15 protein-coding genes and 1 pseudogene are annotated in these 13,024 nt (G+C 69.7%); 9 read left to right on the forward strand and 7 right to left on the reverse strand.

What is annotated here, in order from left to right; all coding sequences use genetic code 11:
* Nucleotides 1-3 precede the first annotated feature (3 nt).
* Nucleotides 4-1,191 carry a formate-dependent phosphoribosylglycinamide formyltransferase gene (gene purT / locus H9658_RS07575; RefSeq protein WP_191824932.1) on the reverse strand — a complete coding sequence of 396 codons (1,188 nt, stop codon included), beginning with the start codon at nucleotides 1,189-1,191 and terminating at the stop codon, nucleotides 4-6.
* A 137-nt stretch (nucleotides 1,192-1,328) separates the two neighbouring features.
* On the opposite strand from purT, the gene H9658_RS07580 reads away from it, so the two are divergent.
* From H9658_RS07580 to H9658_RS07620, 9 genes are all read left to right on the forward strand, one after another.
* Nucleotides 1,329-2,213: an SPFH domain-containing protein gene (locus tag H9658_RS07580; protein WP_179570778.1), complete on the forward strand. Its 885-nt coding sequence runs from the start codon at nucleotides 1,329-1,331 to the stop codon at nucleotides 2,211-2,213.
* 61 nt (nucleotides 2,214-2,274) lie between these two features.
* Nucleotides 2,275-2,454 (forward strand): Arc family DNA binding domain-containing protein, encoded by a 180-nt coding sequence (locus H9658_RS07585; RefSeq protein ID WP_179570777.1) that lies wholly within the window; start codon nucleotides 2,275-2,277, stop codon nucleotides 2,452-2,454.
* A complete protein-coding gene (locus H9658_RS07590) occupies nucleotides 2,451-2,636 on the forward strand; it encodes a DUF4177 domain-containing protein (protein ID WP_179570776.1) in 186 nt (61 codons plus the stop codon). The genes H9658_RS07585 and H9658_RS07590 overlap by 4 nt, the downstream gene beginning before the upstream one ends.
* 1 nt (nucleotide 2,637) lies before the next feature.
* Nucleotides 2,638-3,939 (forward strand): alpha/beta hydrolase, encoded by a 1,302-nt coding sequence (locus tag H9658_RS07595; RefSeq protein WP_191824933.1) that lies wholly within the window; start codon nucleotides 2,638-2,640, stop codon nucleotides 3,937-3,939.
* Nucleotides 3,918-4,502, forward strand: a complete 585-nt coding sequence (locus tag H9658_RS07600; protein ID WP_225209814.1) for a PH domain-containing protein — start codon at nucleotides 3,918-3,920, stop codon at nucleotides 4,500-4,502. Before H9658_RS07595 ends, H9658_RS07600 begins: the two co-directional genes overlap by 22 nt.
* A gap of 15 nt (nucleotides 4,503-4,517) precedes the next feature.
* Entirely contained in the window at nucleotides 4,518-5,324 is an 807-nt protein-coding gene (locus tag H9658_RS07605; protein WP_191824934.1) for a M15 family metallopeptidase, read from the forward strand.
* A complete protein-coding gene (locus tag H9658_RS07610) occupies nucleotides 5,321-5,917 on the forward strand; it encodes a hypothetical protein (RefSeq protein WP_191824935.1) in 597 nt (198 codons plus the stop codon). Before H9658_RS07605 ends, H9658_RS07610 begins: the two co-directional genes overlap by 4 nt.
* A gap of 39 nt (nucleotides 5,918-5,956) precedes the next feature.
* Entirely contained in the window at nucleotides 5,957-7,390 is a 1,434-nt protein-coding gene (locus H9658_RS07615) for an FAD-binding oxidoreductase (protein ID WP_191824936.1), read from the forward strand.
* 103 nt (nucleotides 7,391-7,493) lie between these two features.
* The gene (locus tag H9658_RS07620; protein ID WP_191824937.1) at nucleotides 7,494-8,030 is read left to right on the forward strand and encodes a hypothetical protein; all 537 of its coding nucleotides are present in this window, start codon (nucleotides 7,494-7,496) and stop codon (nucleotides 8,028-8,030) included.
* Nucleotides 8,031-8,256: 226 nt separating this feature from the next.
* On the opposite strand, the gene H9658_RS07625 is transcribed toward H9658_RS07620, so the two are convergent.
* The 6 genes and pseudogenes from H9658_RS07625 to H9658_RS07650 all read right to left on the reverse strand — a co-directional run bounded on the left by H9658_RS07625 (nucleotide 8,257) and on the right by H9658_RS07650 (nucleotide 13,018).
* Nucleotides 8,257-8,931, reverse strand: a complete 675-nt coding sequence (locus tag H9658_RS07625) for a DNA-3-methyladenine glycosylase family protein (RefSeq protein WP_191824938.1) — start codon at nucleotides 8,929-8,931, stop codon at nucleotides 8,257-8,259.
* A gap of 1 nt (nucleotide 8,932) precedes the next feature.
* On the reverse strand, nucleotides 8,933-9,304 hold the full coding sequence (locus H9658_RS07630) for a DUF423 domain-containing protein (protein ID WP_191824939.1): 372 nt from the start codon (nucleotides 9,302-9,304) through the stop codon (nucleotides 8,933-8,935).
* A gap of 96 nt (nucleotides 9,305-9,400) precedes the next feature.
* Nucleotides 9,401-10,567: a polyketide cyclase gene (locus H9658_RS07635; protein WP_179570767.1), complete on the reverse strand. Its 1,167-nt coding sequence runs from the start codon at nucleotides 10,565-10,567 to the stop codon at nucleotides 9,401-9,403.
* A 463-nt stretch (nucleotides 10,568-11,030) separates the two neighbouring features.
* Nucleotides 11,031-11,099 (reverse strand): annotated as a pseudogene (locus H9658_RS22890) (DNA-binding response regulator); the annotation flags it as partial.
* Nucleotides 11,100-11,183: 84 nt separating this feature from the next.
* The gene (locus H9658_RS07645) at nucleotides 11,184-11,825 is read right to left on the reverse strand and encodes a response regulator (RefSeq protein WP_003465620.1); all 642 of its coding nucleotides are present in this window, start codon (nucleotides 11,823-11,825) and stop codon (nucleotides 11,184-11,186) included.
* A complete protein-coding gene (locus tag H9658_RS07650; RefSeq protein ID WP_191824941.1) occupies nucleotides 11,825-13,018 on the reverse strand; it encodes a sensor histidine kinase in 1,194 nt (397 codons plus the stop codon). The genes H9658_RS07645 and H9658_RS07650 overlap by 1 nt, the downstream gene beginning before the upstream one ends.
* Between the last annotated feature and the right edge of the window lie 6 nt (nucleotides 13,019-13,024).

The raw sequence follows: 13,024 nt of genomic DNA on the forward strand, positions 1-13,024 counted from the left end.
CTGTCAGGCCTTCAGTTCGATGGTCAGGGCGGCGGCGGCGTCGCGGGCGGTCTGGCGCGCTTCGTCGATGCTGGCGCCACGCGCCAGGGTCACGCCGACGCGGCGGTGGCCGTGCACGCTGGGCTTGCCGAACAGGCGCAGCGCGGTGTCCGGGGCCTGCAGCGCGGCGGCGACGTTGCCGAACAGCGGCACGCCTTCGCCGTGCGCCAGCAGCGCGCACGAAGCCGACGGCCCGCTCTGGCGGATGACCGGGATCGGCAGGCCCAGGATCGCGCGCGCATGCAGCGCGAACTCGCTCAGTTCCTGCGAGACCAGGGTGACCAGGCCGGTGTCGTGCGGCCGCGGCGACACTTCGCTGAACCAGACCGCGTCGCCCTTGACGAACAGTTCCACGCCGAACAGGCCCCAGCCGCCGAGGTCGTCGGTGACCGCGCGCGCGATCTCCTGCGCCCGCTGCAGCGCCAGCGCCGACATCGGCTGCGGCTGCCAGCTCTCGCGGTAGTCGCCGTCCTTCTGCCAGTGCCCGATCGGATCGCAGAACGACGTGCCGGCGGCATGGCGCACGGTCAGCAGGGTGATCTCGTAGTCGAAATCGATGAAGCCTTCGACGATGCAGCGGCCGGCGCCCGCGCGGCCGCCGGTCTGCGCGTATTCCCAGGCGGCGTCGATCTCGGCTTCGCTGCGCAGCGTGCTCTGGCCCTTGCCCGAGGACGACATCACCGGCTTGACCACGCACGGCAGGCCGACCGCGGCGATCGCCGCGCGGTACTCCTCCGGCGTATCGACGAAGCGGTACGGCGAGGTCGGCAGGCCCAGCGTCTCGGCGGCCAGGCGGCGGATGCCCTCGCGGTCCATGGTCAACCGCGCCGCGCGCGCGGTCGGGATCACCCGCTGGCCATGCTCGCGTTCCAGCGCCACCAGCGTCTCGGTGTGGATCGCCTCGATCTCCGGCACGATCAGGTGCGGCTGCTCGCGCGCGATCAGCTCGCGCAGCGCCATCGCATCGAGCATGTCCAGCACGTGCGAACGGTGCGCCACCTGCATCGCCGGCGCATCGGCATAGCGATCGGCGGCGATCACCTCCACGCCGAAGCGCTGCAGCTCGATCGCCACTTCCTTGCCCAGTTCGCCCGAGCCCAGCAGCAGCACGCGGGTGGCGGAAGCGGACAGCGGGGTTCCCAGGGTGGTCATGGCGGCGGTGCCTGCGCGAAAGAGGGGCGCCATTCTAACGGCCCGTGCCGTTTCCCTGTCGCAGACGTCCGCAAACGCCCCCCTTGCAATCAGATATCAAAGTGATATCTTTTTCTCACACACTTGGGGACACCGCCATGAAAGAACGCACGCTTCGCTCGCTGCCCGGCATTCCGCTTCTGCTCGGCGTCCTGGCGCTGTCCGCGCTGGCGCTGTGGCTGTTCGTGATGGGCGTCATCAAGGATCCGGTGAGCGGCGGGCCGAGCTCGCTGCCGCTGGTGCTGCTGTCGCTGCTGCTCGGCGCGGCCGCCCTGTTCAGCCTGTGCGGCCTGTACACGGTGCAGCCGAACCAGGCCGCGGTGCTGAGCCTGTTCGGCAAGTACGTGGGCACGGTCAAGGACAACGGCCTGCGCTGGAACAACCCCTTCTATTCGAAGAAGAAGGTCAGCCAGCGCGTGCGCAACTTCGAGAGCGGCCGGCTCAAGGTCAACGAACTGGACGGCAGCCCGATCGAGATCGCCGCGGTGATCGTGTGGCAGGTGATCGACGCGTCCGAGGCCGTGTACAACGTCGACGACTACGAGAGCTTCGTGCATATCCAGTCCGAATCGGCGCTGCGCGCGATGGCCACCAGCTATCCCTACGACCAGCACGAGGACGGCCAGATCTCGCTGCGCAGCCACCCCGCCGAGATCAGCGAACAGCTCAAGCGCCACCTCGACGAACGCCTCACCCAGGCCGGCGTGGACGTGATCGAGGCGCGCATCAGCCACCTCGCCTATGCGCCGGAAATCGCCCAGGCGATGCTGCAGCGGCAGCAGGCCAACGCGGTGATCGCCGCACGCACGCGCATCGTCGCCGGTGCCGTGGGCATGGTCGAAATGGCGCTGGCCGAACTGGAGAAGAACGGCACCGTGCAGCTGGACGAGGAGCGCAAGGCGCACATGGTCAGCAACCTGCTGACCGTGCTGTGCTCGGACCGCGGCGCGCAACCGATCGTCAACGCCGGCTCGCTGTACTGATGCGCGAGTCCTGCCACCTCCGTGCGGCAGCGGCCGCACGGATGCAAACGAGCCGTCCCGCATGAGCGAGAAGAAGGCCTATCCGCTGCGCATCAACGCCGACGTGCTGGCGGCGGTGCAGCGCTGGGCCGACGATGAGCTGCGCAGCCTCAACGCGCAGATCGAATACGTGTTGCGCGACGCGCTGCGCAAGGCCGGCCGGCTGCCCAAGCCCGGCGAGGACCAGGAACCCAAGCCATGACCACGCGCTGGACTTACCTCACTGTCGAAGTGAATCTCAAGCCCACCTTTCTCGGCAAAGTGGACGCCGAACCGATCCAGGCCGAGCTGAACAAGCAAGGCGCCCTGGGCTGGGAACTGGTAAACGTGATCAGCTCGCCGCGGCTGTGGCCGGTGCTGCTGGTGTTCAAGAAGGCGAGCTGACATGCGCCCACGCCGCCACCTCGGTCCCATACTGGCATCACTGCTGTTCCCAGCCGCTGCACTGGCGGCCTCGCCTCAGCAGGCGGCGAACACGCTGCTGGACCGCCTGCAGGCCGGCGACATCGCCGCGGCCGAACGCGATTTCACGCCCGCGATGGCGCAAGCGGTGCCGGCCGAGAAACTGGCCGCGGCCTGGCACATGGTGTCCGCACAGATGGGCGCGTTGCAGCAGCGCGGCACGGCCAGCGAACGCCAGCAGCAAGGGCTCAGCCTGATCGAGCGACGCCTGCAATTCGAACACGGCGCGATGCTGTTGCATGTCTCGGTGAACGCCGAAGGCAAGATCGCCGGCCTGCTGCTGACCCCGGCCGCGCCACCGGCTCCGCCGCCGCCCGCTGCCGATGCCGGCTTCGCCGAACAGGCGTTCGCGGTCGGTCCGCTGCCCGGCACCCTGGCCTTGCCGGCCGGCAAGGGACCGTTCCCGGCCGTGGTGCTGGTGCAGGGCTCCGGCCCGCTCGACCGCGACGAGACCATCGGCCCGAACCGGCCGTTCCTCGATGTCGCGCGTGGCCTGGCCGCGCAAGGCATCGCGGTGCTGCGCTACGACAAGCGCACCTTCGCTATACCGGAAAGCTTCGCCGGGCGCATGCAGGACGGCTTCACCATGGACGACGAAACCACCGACGATGCCGTCGCCGCGGTCGCGGCGCTGGCGCGCACGCCCGGCATCGACCCCAAGCGCATCTTCGTGATGGGCCACAGCCAGGGCGGCATGCTCGCCGCGCGCATCGCGCGCATGTCCGGCAAGACCGCCGGCATCGTCCTGTGGGCGGCACCGGCGCGCTCGCTGCTGGACCTGCTGCTCGACCAGAACCGCTATCTGCTCGGCCTGCAAGGCACGCCGTCCGCCGAGGGCAAGGCACGCGTAGCCGAGATCGAGCGGCGCGTGGCCAAGGTCCGCGGCGACGGTGCGGTGGCGCGGACCGATTCGCCGCAGGACTTGCCGGCCGCGTACTGGCGCGCGTTCGACAAGGTGGATCCGGTGGCCGACGTCCTCGCCTTGCGCCAGCCGGTGCTGTGGCTGCAGGGCGAGCGCGATTTCCAGGTCACCGCGCCGGACTGGCAGCGCTGGCAGCAGGCGCTGGGCGACGATCCGCGCGCGACCCTGCACCGCTATGCGCAGCTCAACCACCTCGGCATCGCCGGCAGCGGCGCCCCGAACCCCGCCGAGTACGCGCAGCCCGGGCATGTCGACGCGCAGCTGATCGCCGATACCGCGCAATGGATCCGCGCACAACCGTGACCGCCATGCACAGCCAATCCCCAGCCGCACCGACCTCCCGCGACTACCGCGTCGCCACGCCCGGGCGCCTGCCGCTGCTGGGCCTGTGGCTGCCGCTGCTGCTCGCCGCCGGGCTGGTCGCCGCCGTGGGCCTGTCCAGTCCGGAGCGCGGCCACCGCCTGCACTGGACCACCCTGGTGCTGCTGCCAGCCACCGGCACGGTGCTGAGCCTGTTCTACCTGCGCCGCGGCATCCGCCTGCAGGAACGGACGCTGCTGGTCCGCTCCAGCCTGTTCGCATCGCGCACCGACATCGCGCAGATCGATCTGGCGCAGGCACGCGTGGTGGACCTGGCCGAGCACGGCGAATTCGCGCCGACCCGCAAGACCATCGCCTACGCGTTGCCCGGCTTCAAATCCGGCTATTTCCGCATGCGCAACGGCCAGCGCGCGTTCTGCCTGGTCACCGATGCCAGCCGCGTGCTGGCGCTACCGTTGCGCGACGGGCGCTGGCTGCTGCTGAGCCCCGAACAGCCGCGGCAGTTGCTGCAGGACCTGCAACGGCTGGCCGCGCACCGCGCTTAGCCCTACCCTGTGCGGATGCGCCCCGCTCCCGCCCTGCTGCTCAATACCGAATGCATCGAACTGCTGCCGGCCAGGTTGCTGCGCGCGCGCAGCAACGTCGATGCGCGCCTGCTCGCGCAGGCGACCTGGCTGTTGCGGCGCAAGTGCGACGGCCGCTACCTGGCGGCTGCCTCCGCGCGCGGCCTGCATGCGCTGCTGCCGCGGCTGATGCACGAACCCGGCATCGATGCGGCGCTGGATCGCCTCGACGCCCTGCCCCTGCGCCGGCAACCCGATGACGCCGGACCGCTGCCGCTGAGCGCCTTGCACGAACGCCTGGACGGCCTCGGCCTGGACGCCGAGGACTACGCGCGCAGCACCGGCCTGCCGCTGCAGGCCGAACCCGCCACCCTGCATGCAGCGGGCCGAGACCGCTACCGGCGCCCGCTGTGGCTGAGCGCCGGCGCCGCGCGCGCCTGGCAGGCGCTGCAGCGCGCCGCCGCCCGCGACGGCGTGGTGCTGGAGGCGATCTCCGGCTACCGCAGCCACGCCTACCAACTGGGCATCTTCGCGCGCAAGTTCGCGCGCGGGCAGAGCCTGCAGCAGATCCTGCAGGTCAATGCCGCACCCGGCTACAGCGAACACCACAGCGGCGACGCGCTGGACATCGGCACGCCCGGCGAGCCGCCGGCCGAGGAGAGCTTCGAGCGCACCGCGGCCTTCGCCTGGCTGCGCGCGCATGCCGCCGACTTCGCCTACCGGATGAGCTATCCGCGCGACAATCCGCACGGCATCGTCTACGAACCCTGGCATTGGCGCTGGCACGCGGGAGCGCCGGCATGAAGGTCGGCATGGAGCAGCGCATGGAGCGCCTGTTGCGCGGAGGCCTGACGTGTTGCGCCCTGGGATTGCTGGCGCTGCCGTTCGGCGCCTCCGCGCAGTGGCACGATCGCCAGGGCAAGCCGGTCGCCGACAGCGCCGAGCGCGCGCACGACAAGGACTTCGCGGCGAGCGTCCACGTCGCCGACGAAGCCGCGTTCGCGCGTTTCGGAAAAGAGTGGACCGAGACCGACAGCCGCCACGGCCCGCAACTGCGCACGGCCACGCGCGTGCGCCGCGGCGAACCGCTGCGGGTGGTCGTGCTGTATTCGGGCTGCGCGCCCAGTCCCAACAACGACGGCGCCTGCGACGCACGCATGCGCCTGCGCATGCTCGGGCCGGACGGCCAGGTCGCGCTGCAGGAACCTCCGCGACCGCTGACCACCGGCGGCAAACCGGCCGCGCCGGGCATGCTGGAACTGGCACCGCTGTCGCTGCAGCTGCGCTTCGAACCGGAGGATCCGCTCGGTACCTATACGCTGCACGCCACGCTCAACGATCCCAGCCAGGATGCCTGGGTGCGCGTGCAGACGCAGGTGGAACTGGTCGCCGATTGACCTACACCCCCCGCCAATTCCATTGAGAACACCTTGCTTATGGACGAGCACATCGACAAACAGCGCCGCGCGGCCACCGCCGCCCTGCTGGGCGCAGGCGCCGCATTGGCCATGCCCGGTTGCCGGCGCGAGACCGCCGCCGCGGCGCAGGTCACCGACATCGCCGGCATCGACCGCACAGCGGTCGCGCGCATCGCGCGGCCACGCACGGTGGCCGAAGTCGCCGCGCTGTTGCGCGACAACACCGGCGCGGTCTCGATCGGCGGCGCGCGCTACAGCATGGGCGGACAGATCGGCGCCGCCGGCTCGCTGCATCTGGACCTGCGCGAACTGATCGGGCTGGTGCATCTGGATCCAGCCGCGCAGCGCATCCGTGTGCGCAGCGGCATGCGCTGGCGCGACGTGCAGGACCTGATCGACCCGCACGATCTGGCGGTCGCGGTGATGCAGAGCTACAGCAATTTCAGCGTCGGCGGCTCGGTCGCGGTCAACTGCCACGGCCGCTACCTGCATGCCGGGCCGATCGCGCATACGGTGCAGGCGCTGCAACTGGTGGATGCGCAGGGCCAAGTGCACGAGCTCGACCGCGAGCACGATGCCGAATTGTTCTCCGCGGCGATCGGCGGCTACGGCGGACTCGGCGTGGTCACCGAAGTGGAAGTGTCGCTGGCCCGCAACGACATGCTGGAGCGGCATGCGCAGCGCGTCGCGCTGGCGGACTATCCGGCATTCTTCGCCGAACGCATCGCCGCCGACCCGCGCGCGGTGATGCACAACGCCGACCTGATGCCGCCGCGCTTCGATCGCCCGCTGGCGGTGACCTGGCTGCGCAGCGACGCCGTGCCCACCGACACGCGCCGGCTGGTGCCGCGCGGGCAGGACTACGCGCGCGAACAGAACCTGATCTGGGCGGCCTCCGAACTGCCGCTGGGCGAGTCCTTGCGCGAGCGCTACCAGACCGAACCGCTGCTGCACACGCCGGCGGTGATGCGCCGCAACTGTCAGGCCAGCCTGGACGCACGCTCGCTGGAACCACGCACGCGGCGCATGTCCACCTACCTGCTGCAGGAATACTTCCTGCCGCTGCCGGCGTTCGCCGCATTCGCGCGCGAGATGGGCGCGATCCTGCGCCGCCACGAGGTCAACGCGCTCAATGTCTCGATCCGCCACTCGCCGGCCGATACGGTGTCGTTGCTGCGCTGGGCGCCGCAGCCGGTGTTCTCCTTCGTGCTGTACTACAAGCAGCGCAGCGGCGCCGCTCCGGACCGGGCGGCGGCGGTGTGGACCCGGCAGTTGATCGACGCGGCGCTGGCGCAAGGCGGGCGCTACTACCTGCCGTACCGGCTGCATGCCACGCCGCACCAGTTCGCCGCGGCCTATCCCGAAGCCGAGGCGTTCGCGCGCATCAAGCGCCGCATCGATCCGCAGCAGCGCTTCCGCAATCGGCTGTGGGACAAGTATTTGCCGGCATGAAGCCGGAGGCGATGGCGCGCGCGGCGCATCTGCGGCGGGCATGCGCTCAAGTTGCCGCGCACGCGACCGATATCGCAGCGACATGTCCAGGAGATCCACGCTGATGGAACAGAACCCGTACTCGGCGCCGGCAGCCGACTTGCAGGCAAGCCCCGCCGCGCCGCCGGGAAAGGCACCGGACGACGTGCTGCGCAGGATCAAGGTCGGCTGGATCGTCGCAGCGCTGCAAGCGGGGATCACGCTGCTCAGCGGACTGCTCGCGCTCAAGAACGGCAACACCGTTATCGGCGCGACCAGCGCGATCGAAGCCATCTTCATCGCGACACTGGCCTACGGCGTCCGGCGCAAGCATCGGGTGGCGGCGAGCGTGCTGCTGGCCTACTACGTCCTCGTCCGGATCGCCTTCCTGCTCGCCGGAAGTCTCAATGGTGCGGCCCTCGGGGTGATCGTGATCCTGGTCTACCTGAGCGCGGCGCGCGGCACCTTCCAGTACCACCGCTGGCTGCAGCAGGAACGGCGTTTCCCGTCCTCGCAACGCCCACGGTTGAGCGACGATCCGTTGTGGCGGACGCCGCCGCGGCCGATTGCGGCGACGCCGGGTCAGGCCAGCCAGGATGCCCCCACGCCGCCGACCGTCTGATCGCCCCACCGCCACCAGTGGATATGGAAGCGACACCAGGCAGCGACACGCCGATCAATCCACCCGACTCCTGCGAACGCGGCGCAGGACGTGCTGCCGAACATCGCCGTGCGGCCAGAGGTCGATGGCCCGCTTCCCTGTAGGAGCGGCTTCAGCCGCGACCGGGTCCTTTCCTGGTAACGCCCTGTCGCGGCTGAAGCCGCTCCTACAGAAAACGTGGGCCGCCCTACTCCTGCGACCGCGGCGTGGGCAGCGTCGCGGCGGCGCTGAAGTCGGCGATCTTCCACAGGTAGAACGCCACATAGCTGCGATACGGGCTCCAGCGCTCGCCGCGGGCCAGCAACTCCGTCGGCGTCGGCGGCCGTTCCAGTCGATCCACCCGCTGCGCGCCCTTGCGCACGCCCAGGTCGTCCACCGGCAACAGGTCGGGACGGCCCAGGCGGAACAGCAGCATCATCTCCACCGTCCAGCGGCCGATGCCGCGGACCGGCAGCAGTGCCTGCACGATCGCCTCGTCGTCCAGGAAGGCAAGCCTGCGTAACGAAGGAATCTCGCCGGCCGCCTCGCGCCGCGCCAGATCGCGCAGCGCCAGCGCCTTGTTGCCGGACACGCCGCAGGCGCGCAGGCCGGGATCGTCGATCCGCGCCAGCGTGTCGGCATGCAGCCGGGTGCTGCCGATGGCCGCTTCGACGCGGCCGACGATGGTCGCCGCGGCCTTGCCGCTGAGTTGCTGGAACAGGATCGCGCGCGCCAGCGCATCGACCGGATCGAATGGCTTGGCCCAGCCCGGTTGCGGCGCGATCGGGCCGATCCGGCGCATCCACGCGCCAAGCTTGCGGTCGCGCCGGCTCAGGGAGTCGAAGGCAGCCTGGGTGTCGAATCCGCGCGCGTAACGGGGCATCTCAACGCCTCAGCGCATCCAGCGCGTACAGCACCCAGCCCAGCATCAGCGTCGTCCCGCCGACCGGGGCCAGCCGGGTCGGCCATTGCGCCAGCGCGTTGCCGGCCAGACTGCCGGAAAACAGCAGCGTGCCGAGCAGCAGCAGCGCCAGTGCGGCGCGTGCGAGCAGGCGCTCGCTGCTGCGGCCCAACGCCGCCAGCGCCAGCCCGTGGCCGAACGCATACAGCGCGGCGGTCTGCAGATGCGATTGCGCCAGCGGCTCGGCAACGCCGTGCGAGGCATAGGCGGACAGGCCGATCGCGGCGGCGGCCAACAGGCCGCCGGCACAGGCCAGCCAGGAGCGTTTGCGCGAACGCCGATCGAGATTCAGCATGACGATGCTCCGTTGCGGCCGGTGTTCCGGCCCCAGAAACGAAACGCGCCGCAAGAAGCGGCGCGTTTCGGGTCACTCATCCATCCAGGCGACGGCTTACTTGATCGCCCAGTAGATGTCGTACGTGCCTTCCGGCGTGAACGACTTGTCCACGCCGCCCTTCCAGGCCTCGTACGGACGGTCGGTCACGTCGTAGCCGCTGGTCGCGGCCCAGGCGCGGACCGCATTGCGCGCCGCATCCAGGCCCGCCATGTGGCCGGTGTAGCTGGCGAACGCGGAACGGTGCGCTTCGGTACGCAGGTAGGTGACCGGCGCGCCCTGCGGGATGGTCAGCTTAAGCGGATCGCCGCTGGCGGCGACCGGGGTCGCATCGACCGGAGCCGCAGGAGCCGCTGCATCGTCCTTCTTCTCTTCCGGCTTGGCCGCCGCGTCCGGCTTCGGCGCGCCACCGGCACGCTTGCGCACCGGCTGGGTCACGTCGAAGGCGTACTTGTCGGAACCGAAATCGGTGGTAACGATGCGCACCGGACCGGCCGCTTCCAGGCCGTTGGCGTCCATCACCCGCTTGATCCACTCCTGGTTGTCCTTGATGGACTTCTTGATGGAGTCGTTGTCGCGGTCGATGTTGCCGGCGTTGACGACCAGCAGATCCTCGGCCGGGACATCGACGACCTTCAGGTCGGTCAACGGGGTTTCCTCGGCGCGGTAGTCGACGTTCGGCACGGTGGCCAGCACGTTGCTCAGCCGCGACAGGCCCAGCTTGATGTCGTCGCCGACATGACGGCTCACATACAGGCCGGCATAGCGACCGAACAGGTCCCAACCGTACTTGACCGTGTAGTCCTGGGTGATCTTGACGTTGCGACCGCTCTTGCCGGTCGGCTCGAGCTTGAACGACGTGGTCTTGTCGCTGCCCTTGCTCTCGTCTTCGATGCCGATGACGACCTGCTTGTTCTTCTCGGTCGAGGTGATGGTCCAGCTGCCCTTGCCGATGTAGCCCTCGTTGGAGGTGTAGTCGAGGCGGGCGCCGACGCCGGCTTCAGGACCGGAAAGCTTCAGTTGGATACGCGGATCGCGTAGCACCAGAGGATTCCAGTCCTTGAAACGACGCAGGCTGTTCACCGTGTCATAGACAATGGTCATGCGTCGATTGGTTTCGACGCTCTCGGACATGTGACGCTCCGAAGGCAGCACCAGGCCGACGATGACGAACAGGCCAGCCACGATCCCCAGTGCGATCAGGAATTCGATAATACGGGTCATTCAGGAGGTCTCCGGGGCCGATCCCACGGCCGGGTTAATGAAGCGAAGCGCCCATCCTAGCAGGCTTCGCGGCTCGTGGTCAGCAGATGGCGACGCGGAATTCGGCATAGTGGCGAAAACCCCGCGAACGCGCCGTGCAAAGCGCCGCCGCGGCGCCGGGCGGGCGACCAGACCATTGTCGCGCCGGCAGTGGCGGACAGGCTTGGGCCGGGGCCGGGTCGCTGCGGGCAGGCCAGACATGGCGCGGCGTTTGCGCTTGGCCGCGGGCGACACCGCCGATCCGGGCGGCCAGACCATTGCATCCCGAGCGTTGTAACGCCGGGCTGTCGGCCCAGACCGCATCCGGACTCGGCGCGCCTGCCGCTGCGTTCGTCGCGACTGAAGTCGCTCCTACAGGGGGCTGGCGCGGCACCGGTGCGCGCGAACGCCCGACGCGCTGCGCCGGGCCGGGCATCCTGTCCCGTCAGACCAACTGCAGCTCGAACGCCGTCAGCACCGCCCGGGTGCGGTCGCGCGCACCCAGCTTGGACAGGGTGAGTGGGCGCCGCTTGCGAGCCACTGGCTCGCGCGCCCGCGAACGCCCGGCGCGCTGCGCCGGGCCGGGCATCCTGTCCCGTCAGACCAACTGCAGTTCGAACGCCTTCAGCACCGCCCGGGTGCGGTCGCGCACGCCCAGCTTGGACAGGATGTTGGACACGTGGTTCTTGATCGTGCCCTCGGCCACGCCCAGCGAGTTGGCGATCTCCTTGTTGGAGAAGCCGCTGGCCATCAGCCGCAGGATCTCGGTCTCGCGGTCGGTCAGCGGGTCGGGCCGGTCCAGGCTGACGAAGTCGTTGCGCATGTGCTCCAGGCCCGACAGCAGGCGCTGGGTCACCGCCGGCTGCACCAGCGAACCGCCGGCGGCCACCGCGCGGATCGCGCCGACCAGCTGTTCCAGCGACACGTCCTTGAGCAGGTAGCCCTTGGCCCCGGCCTTGAGCCCGGCCAGCACCAGCTGATCGTCGTCGAAGGTGGTGAGGATGATGGTCGGCGGCAGCGTGCCGTTGCGCGACAGCATCTGCAGCGCCTCCAGTCCGGACATCGCCGGCATGCGCATGTCCATCAGCACCACGTCCGGCTTCACCTGCGGGATCAGCTCCACCGCCTGGCGGCCGTCGTTGGCCTCGGCGATCACCTCGATCCCGCCGTCCAACGCCAGCAGCGAGCGGATTCCCTGCCGCACCAGGGTTTGGTCGTCGACCAGGCAGACACGGATCATCACAACACTCCTTGTGAAACGGCGGGCGGCAGCAAAGCGGCCGCGCTCGGGACCGAGGCGCGCAGGCGGAAGCCCGTGCCCTGCGGCGCATCGATTTCCAGGCTGCCACCATACTGGCTCAGCCGCTCGCGCATGCCGCGCAGGCCATTGCCGGGCAGCAGCGCCTCGCAGCCGCGGCCATCGTCGTGGGCCCGGATCACCACCTGCGGGCCTTCGCGGCGCACCTGGATCCACAGGTTGTCGGCCTGCGCGTGGCGCACCGTGTTGGTGATGATTTCCTGGGTGCAGCGCAGCAAGACATGCGCACGCTCCGGATCCTCGACGGTCAACGGCTCGTCCACCTGCAGGTGGATCCGCAGCGACGGCACCCGCTCGACCAGCGGCCGCAGCGCCGCGGCCAGGTCGATCGCGCCGCTGTCGCGCAGATGGCTGACTGCCTCGCGCACGTCGGTCAGCAGCAGCTTGGCCAGGGTATGCGCCTGGTGCACATGTTCCTGCGCGCGGCCCTCGGTGATGTGGCCGGCCACTTCCAGGTTCAGGCTCAGCGCGGTCAGGTGGTGGCCGAGCAGGTCGTGCAGTTCGCGCGAGATGCGGGTGCGCTCGTTGACCCGGGCGCTTTCGGCCAGCAGCGCGCGGGTGGCGCGCAACTCGGCATTGAGCTGGCGCTGCTCCTCGCGGGCCTGGGCCTGCTGCCGCGCGACCAGGCTGGTGACGAAGATGAACATGGAGAAGCCGCCGTACAGCAACGACTGCATCAGCGCGTCGAACAGCGGAAAGCCGACCAGCAGGTAGTAGACCGGCAGCACCGCCAACTGGCTCAGCACCAGCCACAGCACGCCGATCCGCACCGGCAGCAGCCACGGGATCACCCCCGCCGCCACCATCATCAGGATGCTGCCCAGCCCGCTTCCGGTCAGATAGCTGACCGCCAGCGCGCAGACGGTCAGCAGCAGCAGGATCAGGCGATCGTACCAATGCGCGTGGCCGCCGCTGCCCAGCCCGCGGGTCAGCCAGTAGTAGCTGCCGCCGAAGGCGATGAAGAAGCCGGACATCATCGCCGCCTCCCAGCCGCCCCGCCGGTTCACGCCCTCCTCCGGGATCCAGTAGGTGTAGACCAGCGGCATGGCGATCATGGCCCAGGTGAACAGGCCGGCGAAGCGCAGGACGCGGGTATGGCTGAGGTTTCCCAACATGCACGC

This window comes from Xanthomonas bonasiae, assembly GCF_014836395.1.
Classification (GTDB): domain Bacteria; phylum Pseudomonadota; class Gammaproteobacteria; order Xanthomonadales; family Xanthomonadaceae; genus Xanthomonas_A; species Xanthomonas_A bonasiae.

Bases quoted from the DNA above. Each gene is read 5' to 3' on its own strand.
- H9658_RS07630 (WP_191824939.1), bottom strand. From the start codon at position 9,304: ATGCTGAATCTCGATCGGCGTTCGCGCAAACGCTCCTGGCTGGCCTGT.
- H9658_RS07600 (WP_225209814.1), top strand. From the start codon at position 3,918: ATGGATCCGCGCACAACCGTGACCGCCATGCACAGCCAATCCCCAGCC.
- H9658_RS07615 (WP_191824936.1), top strand. From the start codon at position 5,957: ATGGACGAGCACATCGACAAACAGCGCCGCGCGGCCACCGCCGCCCTG.
- H9658_RS07590 (WP_179570776.1), top strand. From the start codon at position 2,451: ATGACCACGCGCTGGACTTACCTCACTGTCGAAGTGAATCTCAAGCCC.
- H9658_RS07595 (WP_191824933.1), top strand. From the start codon at position 2,638: ATGCGCCCACGCCGCCACCTCGGTCCCATACTGGCATCACTGCTGTTC.
- purT (WP_191824932.1), bottom strand. From the start codon at position 1,191: ATGACCACCCTGGGAACCCCGCTGTCCGCTTCCGCCACCCGCGTGCTG.
- H9658_RS07580 (WP_179570778.1), top strand. From the start codon at position 1,329: ATGAAAGAACGCACGCTTCGCTCGCTGCCCGGCATTCCGCTTCTGCTC.
- H9658_RS07605 (WP_191824934.1), top strand. From the start codon at position 4,518: ATGCGCCCCGCTCCCGCCCTGCTGCTCAATACCGAATGCATCGAACTG.
- H9658_RS07645 (WP_003465620.1), bottom strand. From the start codon at position 11,825: ATGATCCGTGTCTGCCTGGTCGACGACCAAACCCTGGTGCGGCAGGGA.
- H9658_RS07620 (WP_191824937.1), top strand. From the start codon at position 7,494: ATGGAACAGAACCCGTACTCGGCGCCGGCAGCCGACTTGCAGGCAAGC.
- H9658_RS07610 (WP_191824935.1), top strand. From the start codon at position 5,321: ATGAAGGTCGGCATGGAGCAGCGCATGGAGCGCCTGTTGCGCGGAGGC.
- H9658_RS07585 (WP_179570777.1), top strand. From the start codon at position 2,275: ATGAGCGAGAAGAAGGCCTATCCGCTGCGCATCAACGCCGACGTGCTG.
- H9658_RS07650 (WP_191824941.1), bottom strand. From the start codon at position 13,018: ATGTTGGGAAACCTCAGCCATACCCGCGTCCTGCGCTTCGCCGGCCTG.
- H9658_RS07635 (WP_179570767.1), bottom strand. From the start codon at position 10,567: ATGACCCGTATTATCGAATTCCTGATCGCACTGGGGATCGTGGCTGGC.
- H9658_RS07625 (WP_191824938.1), bottom strand. From the start codon at position 8,931: ATGCCCCGTTACGCGCGCGGATTCGACACCCAGGCTGCCTTCGACTCC.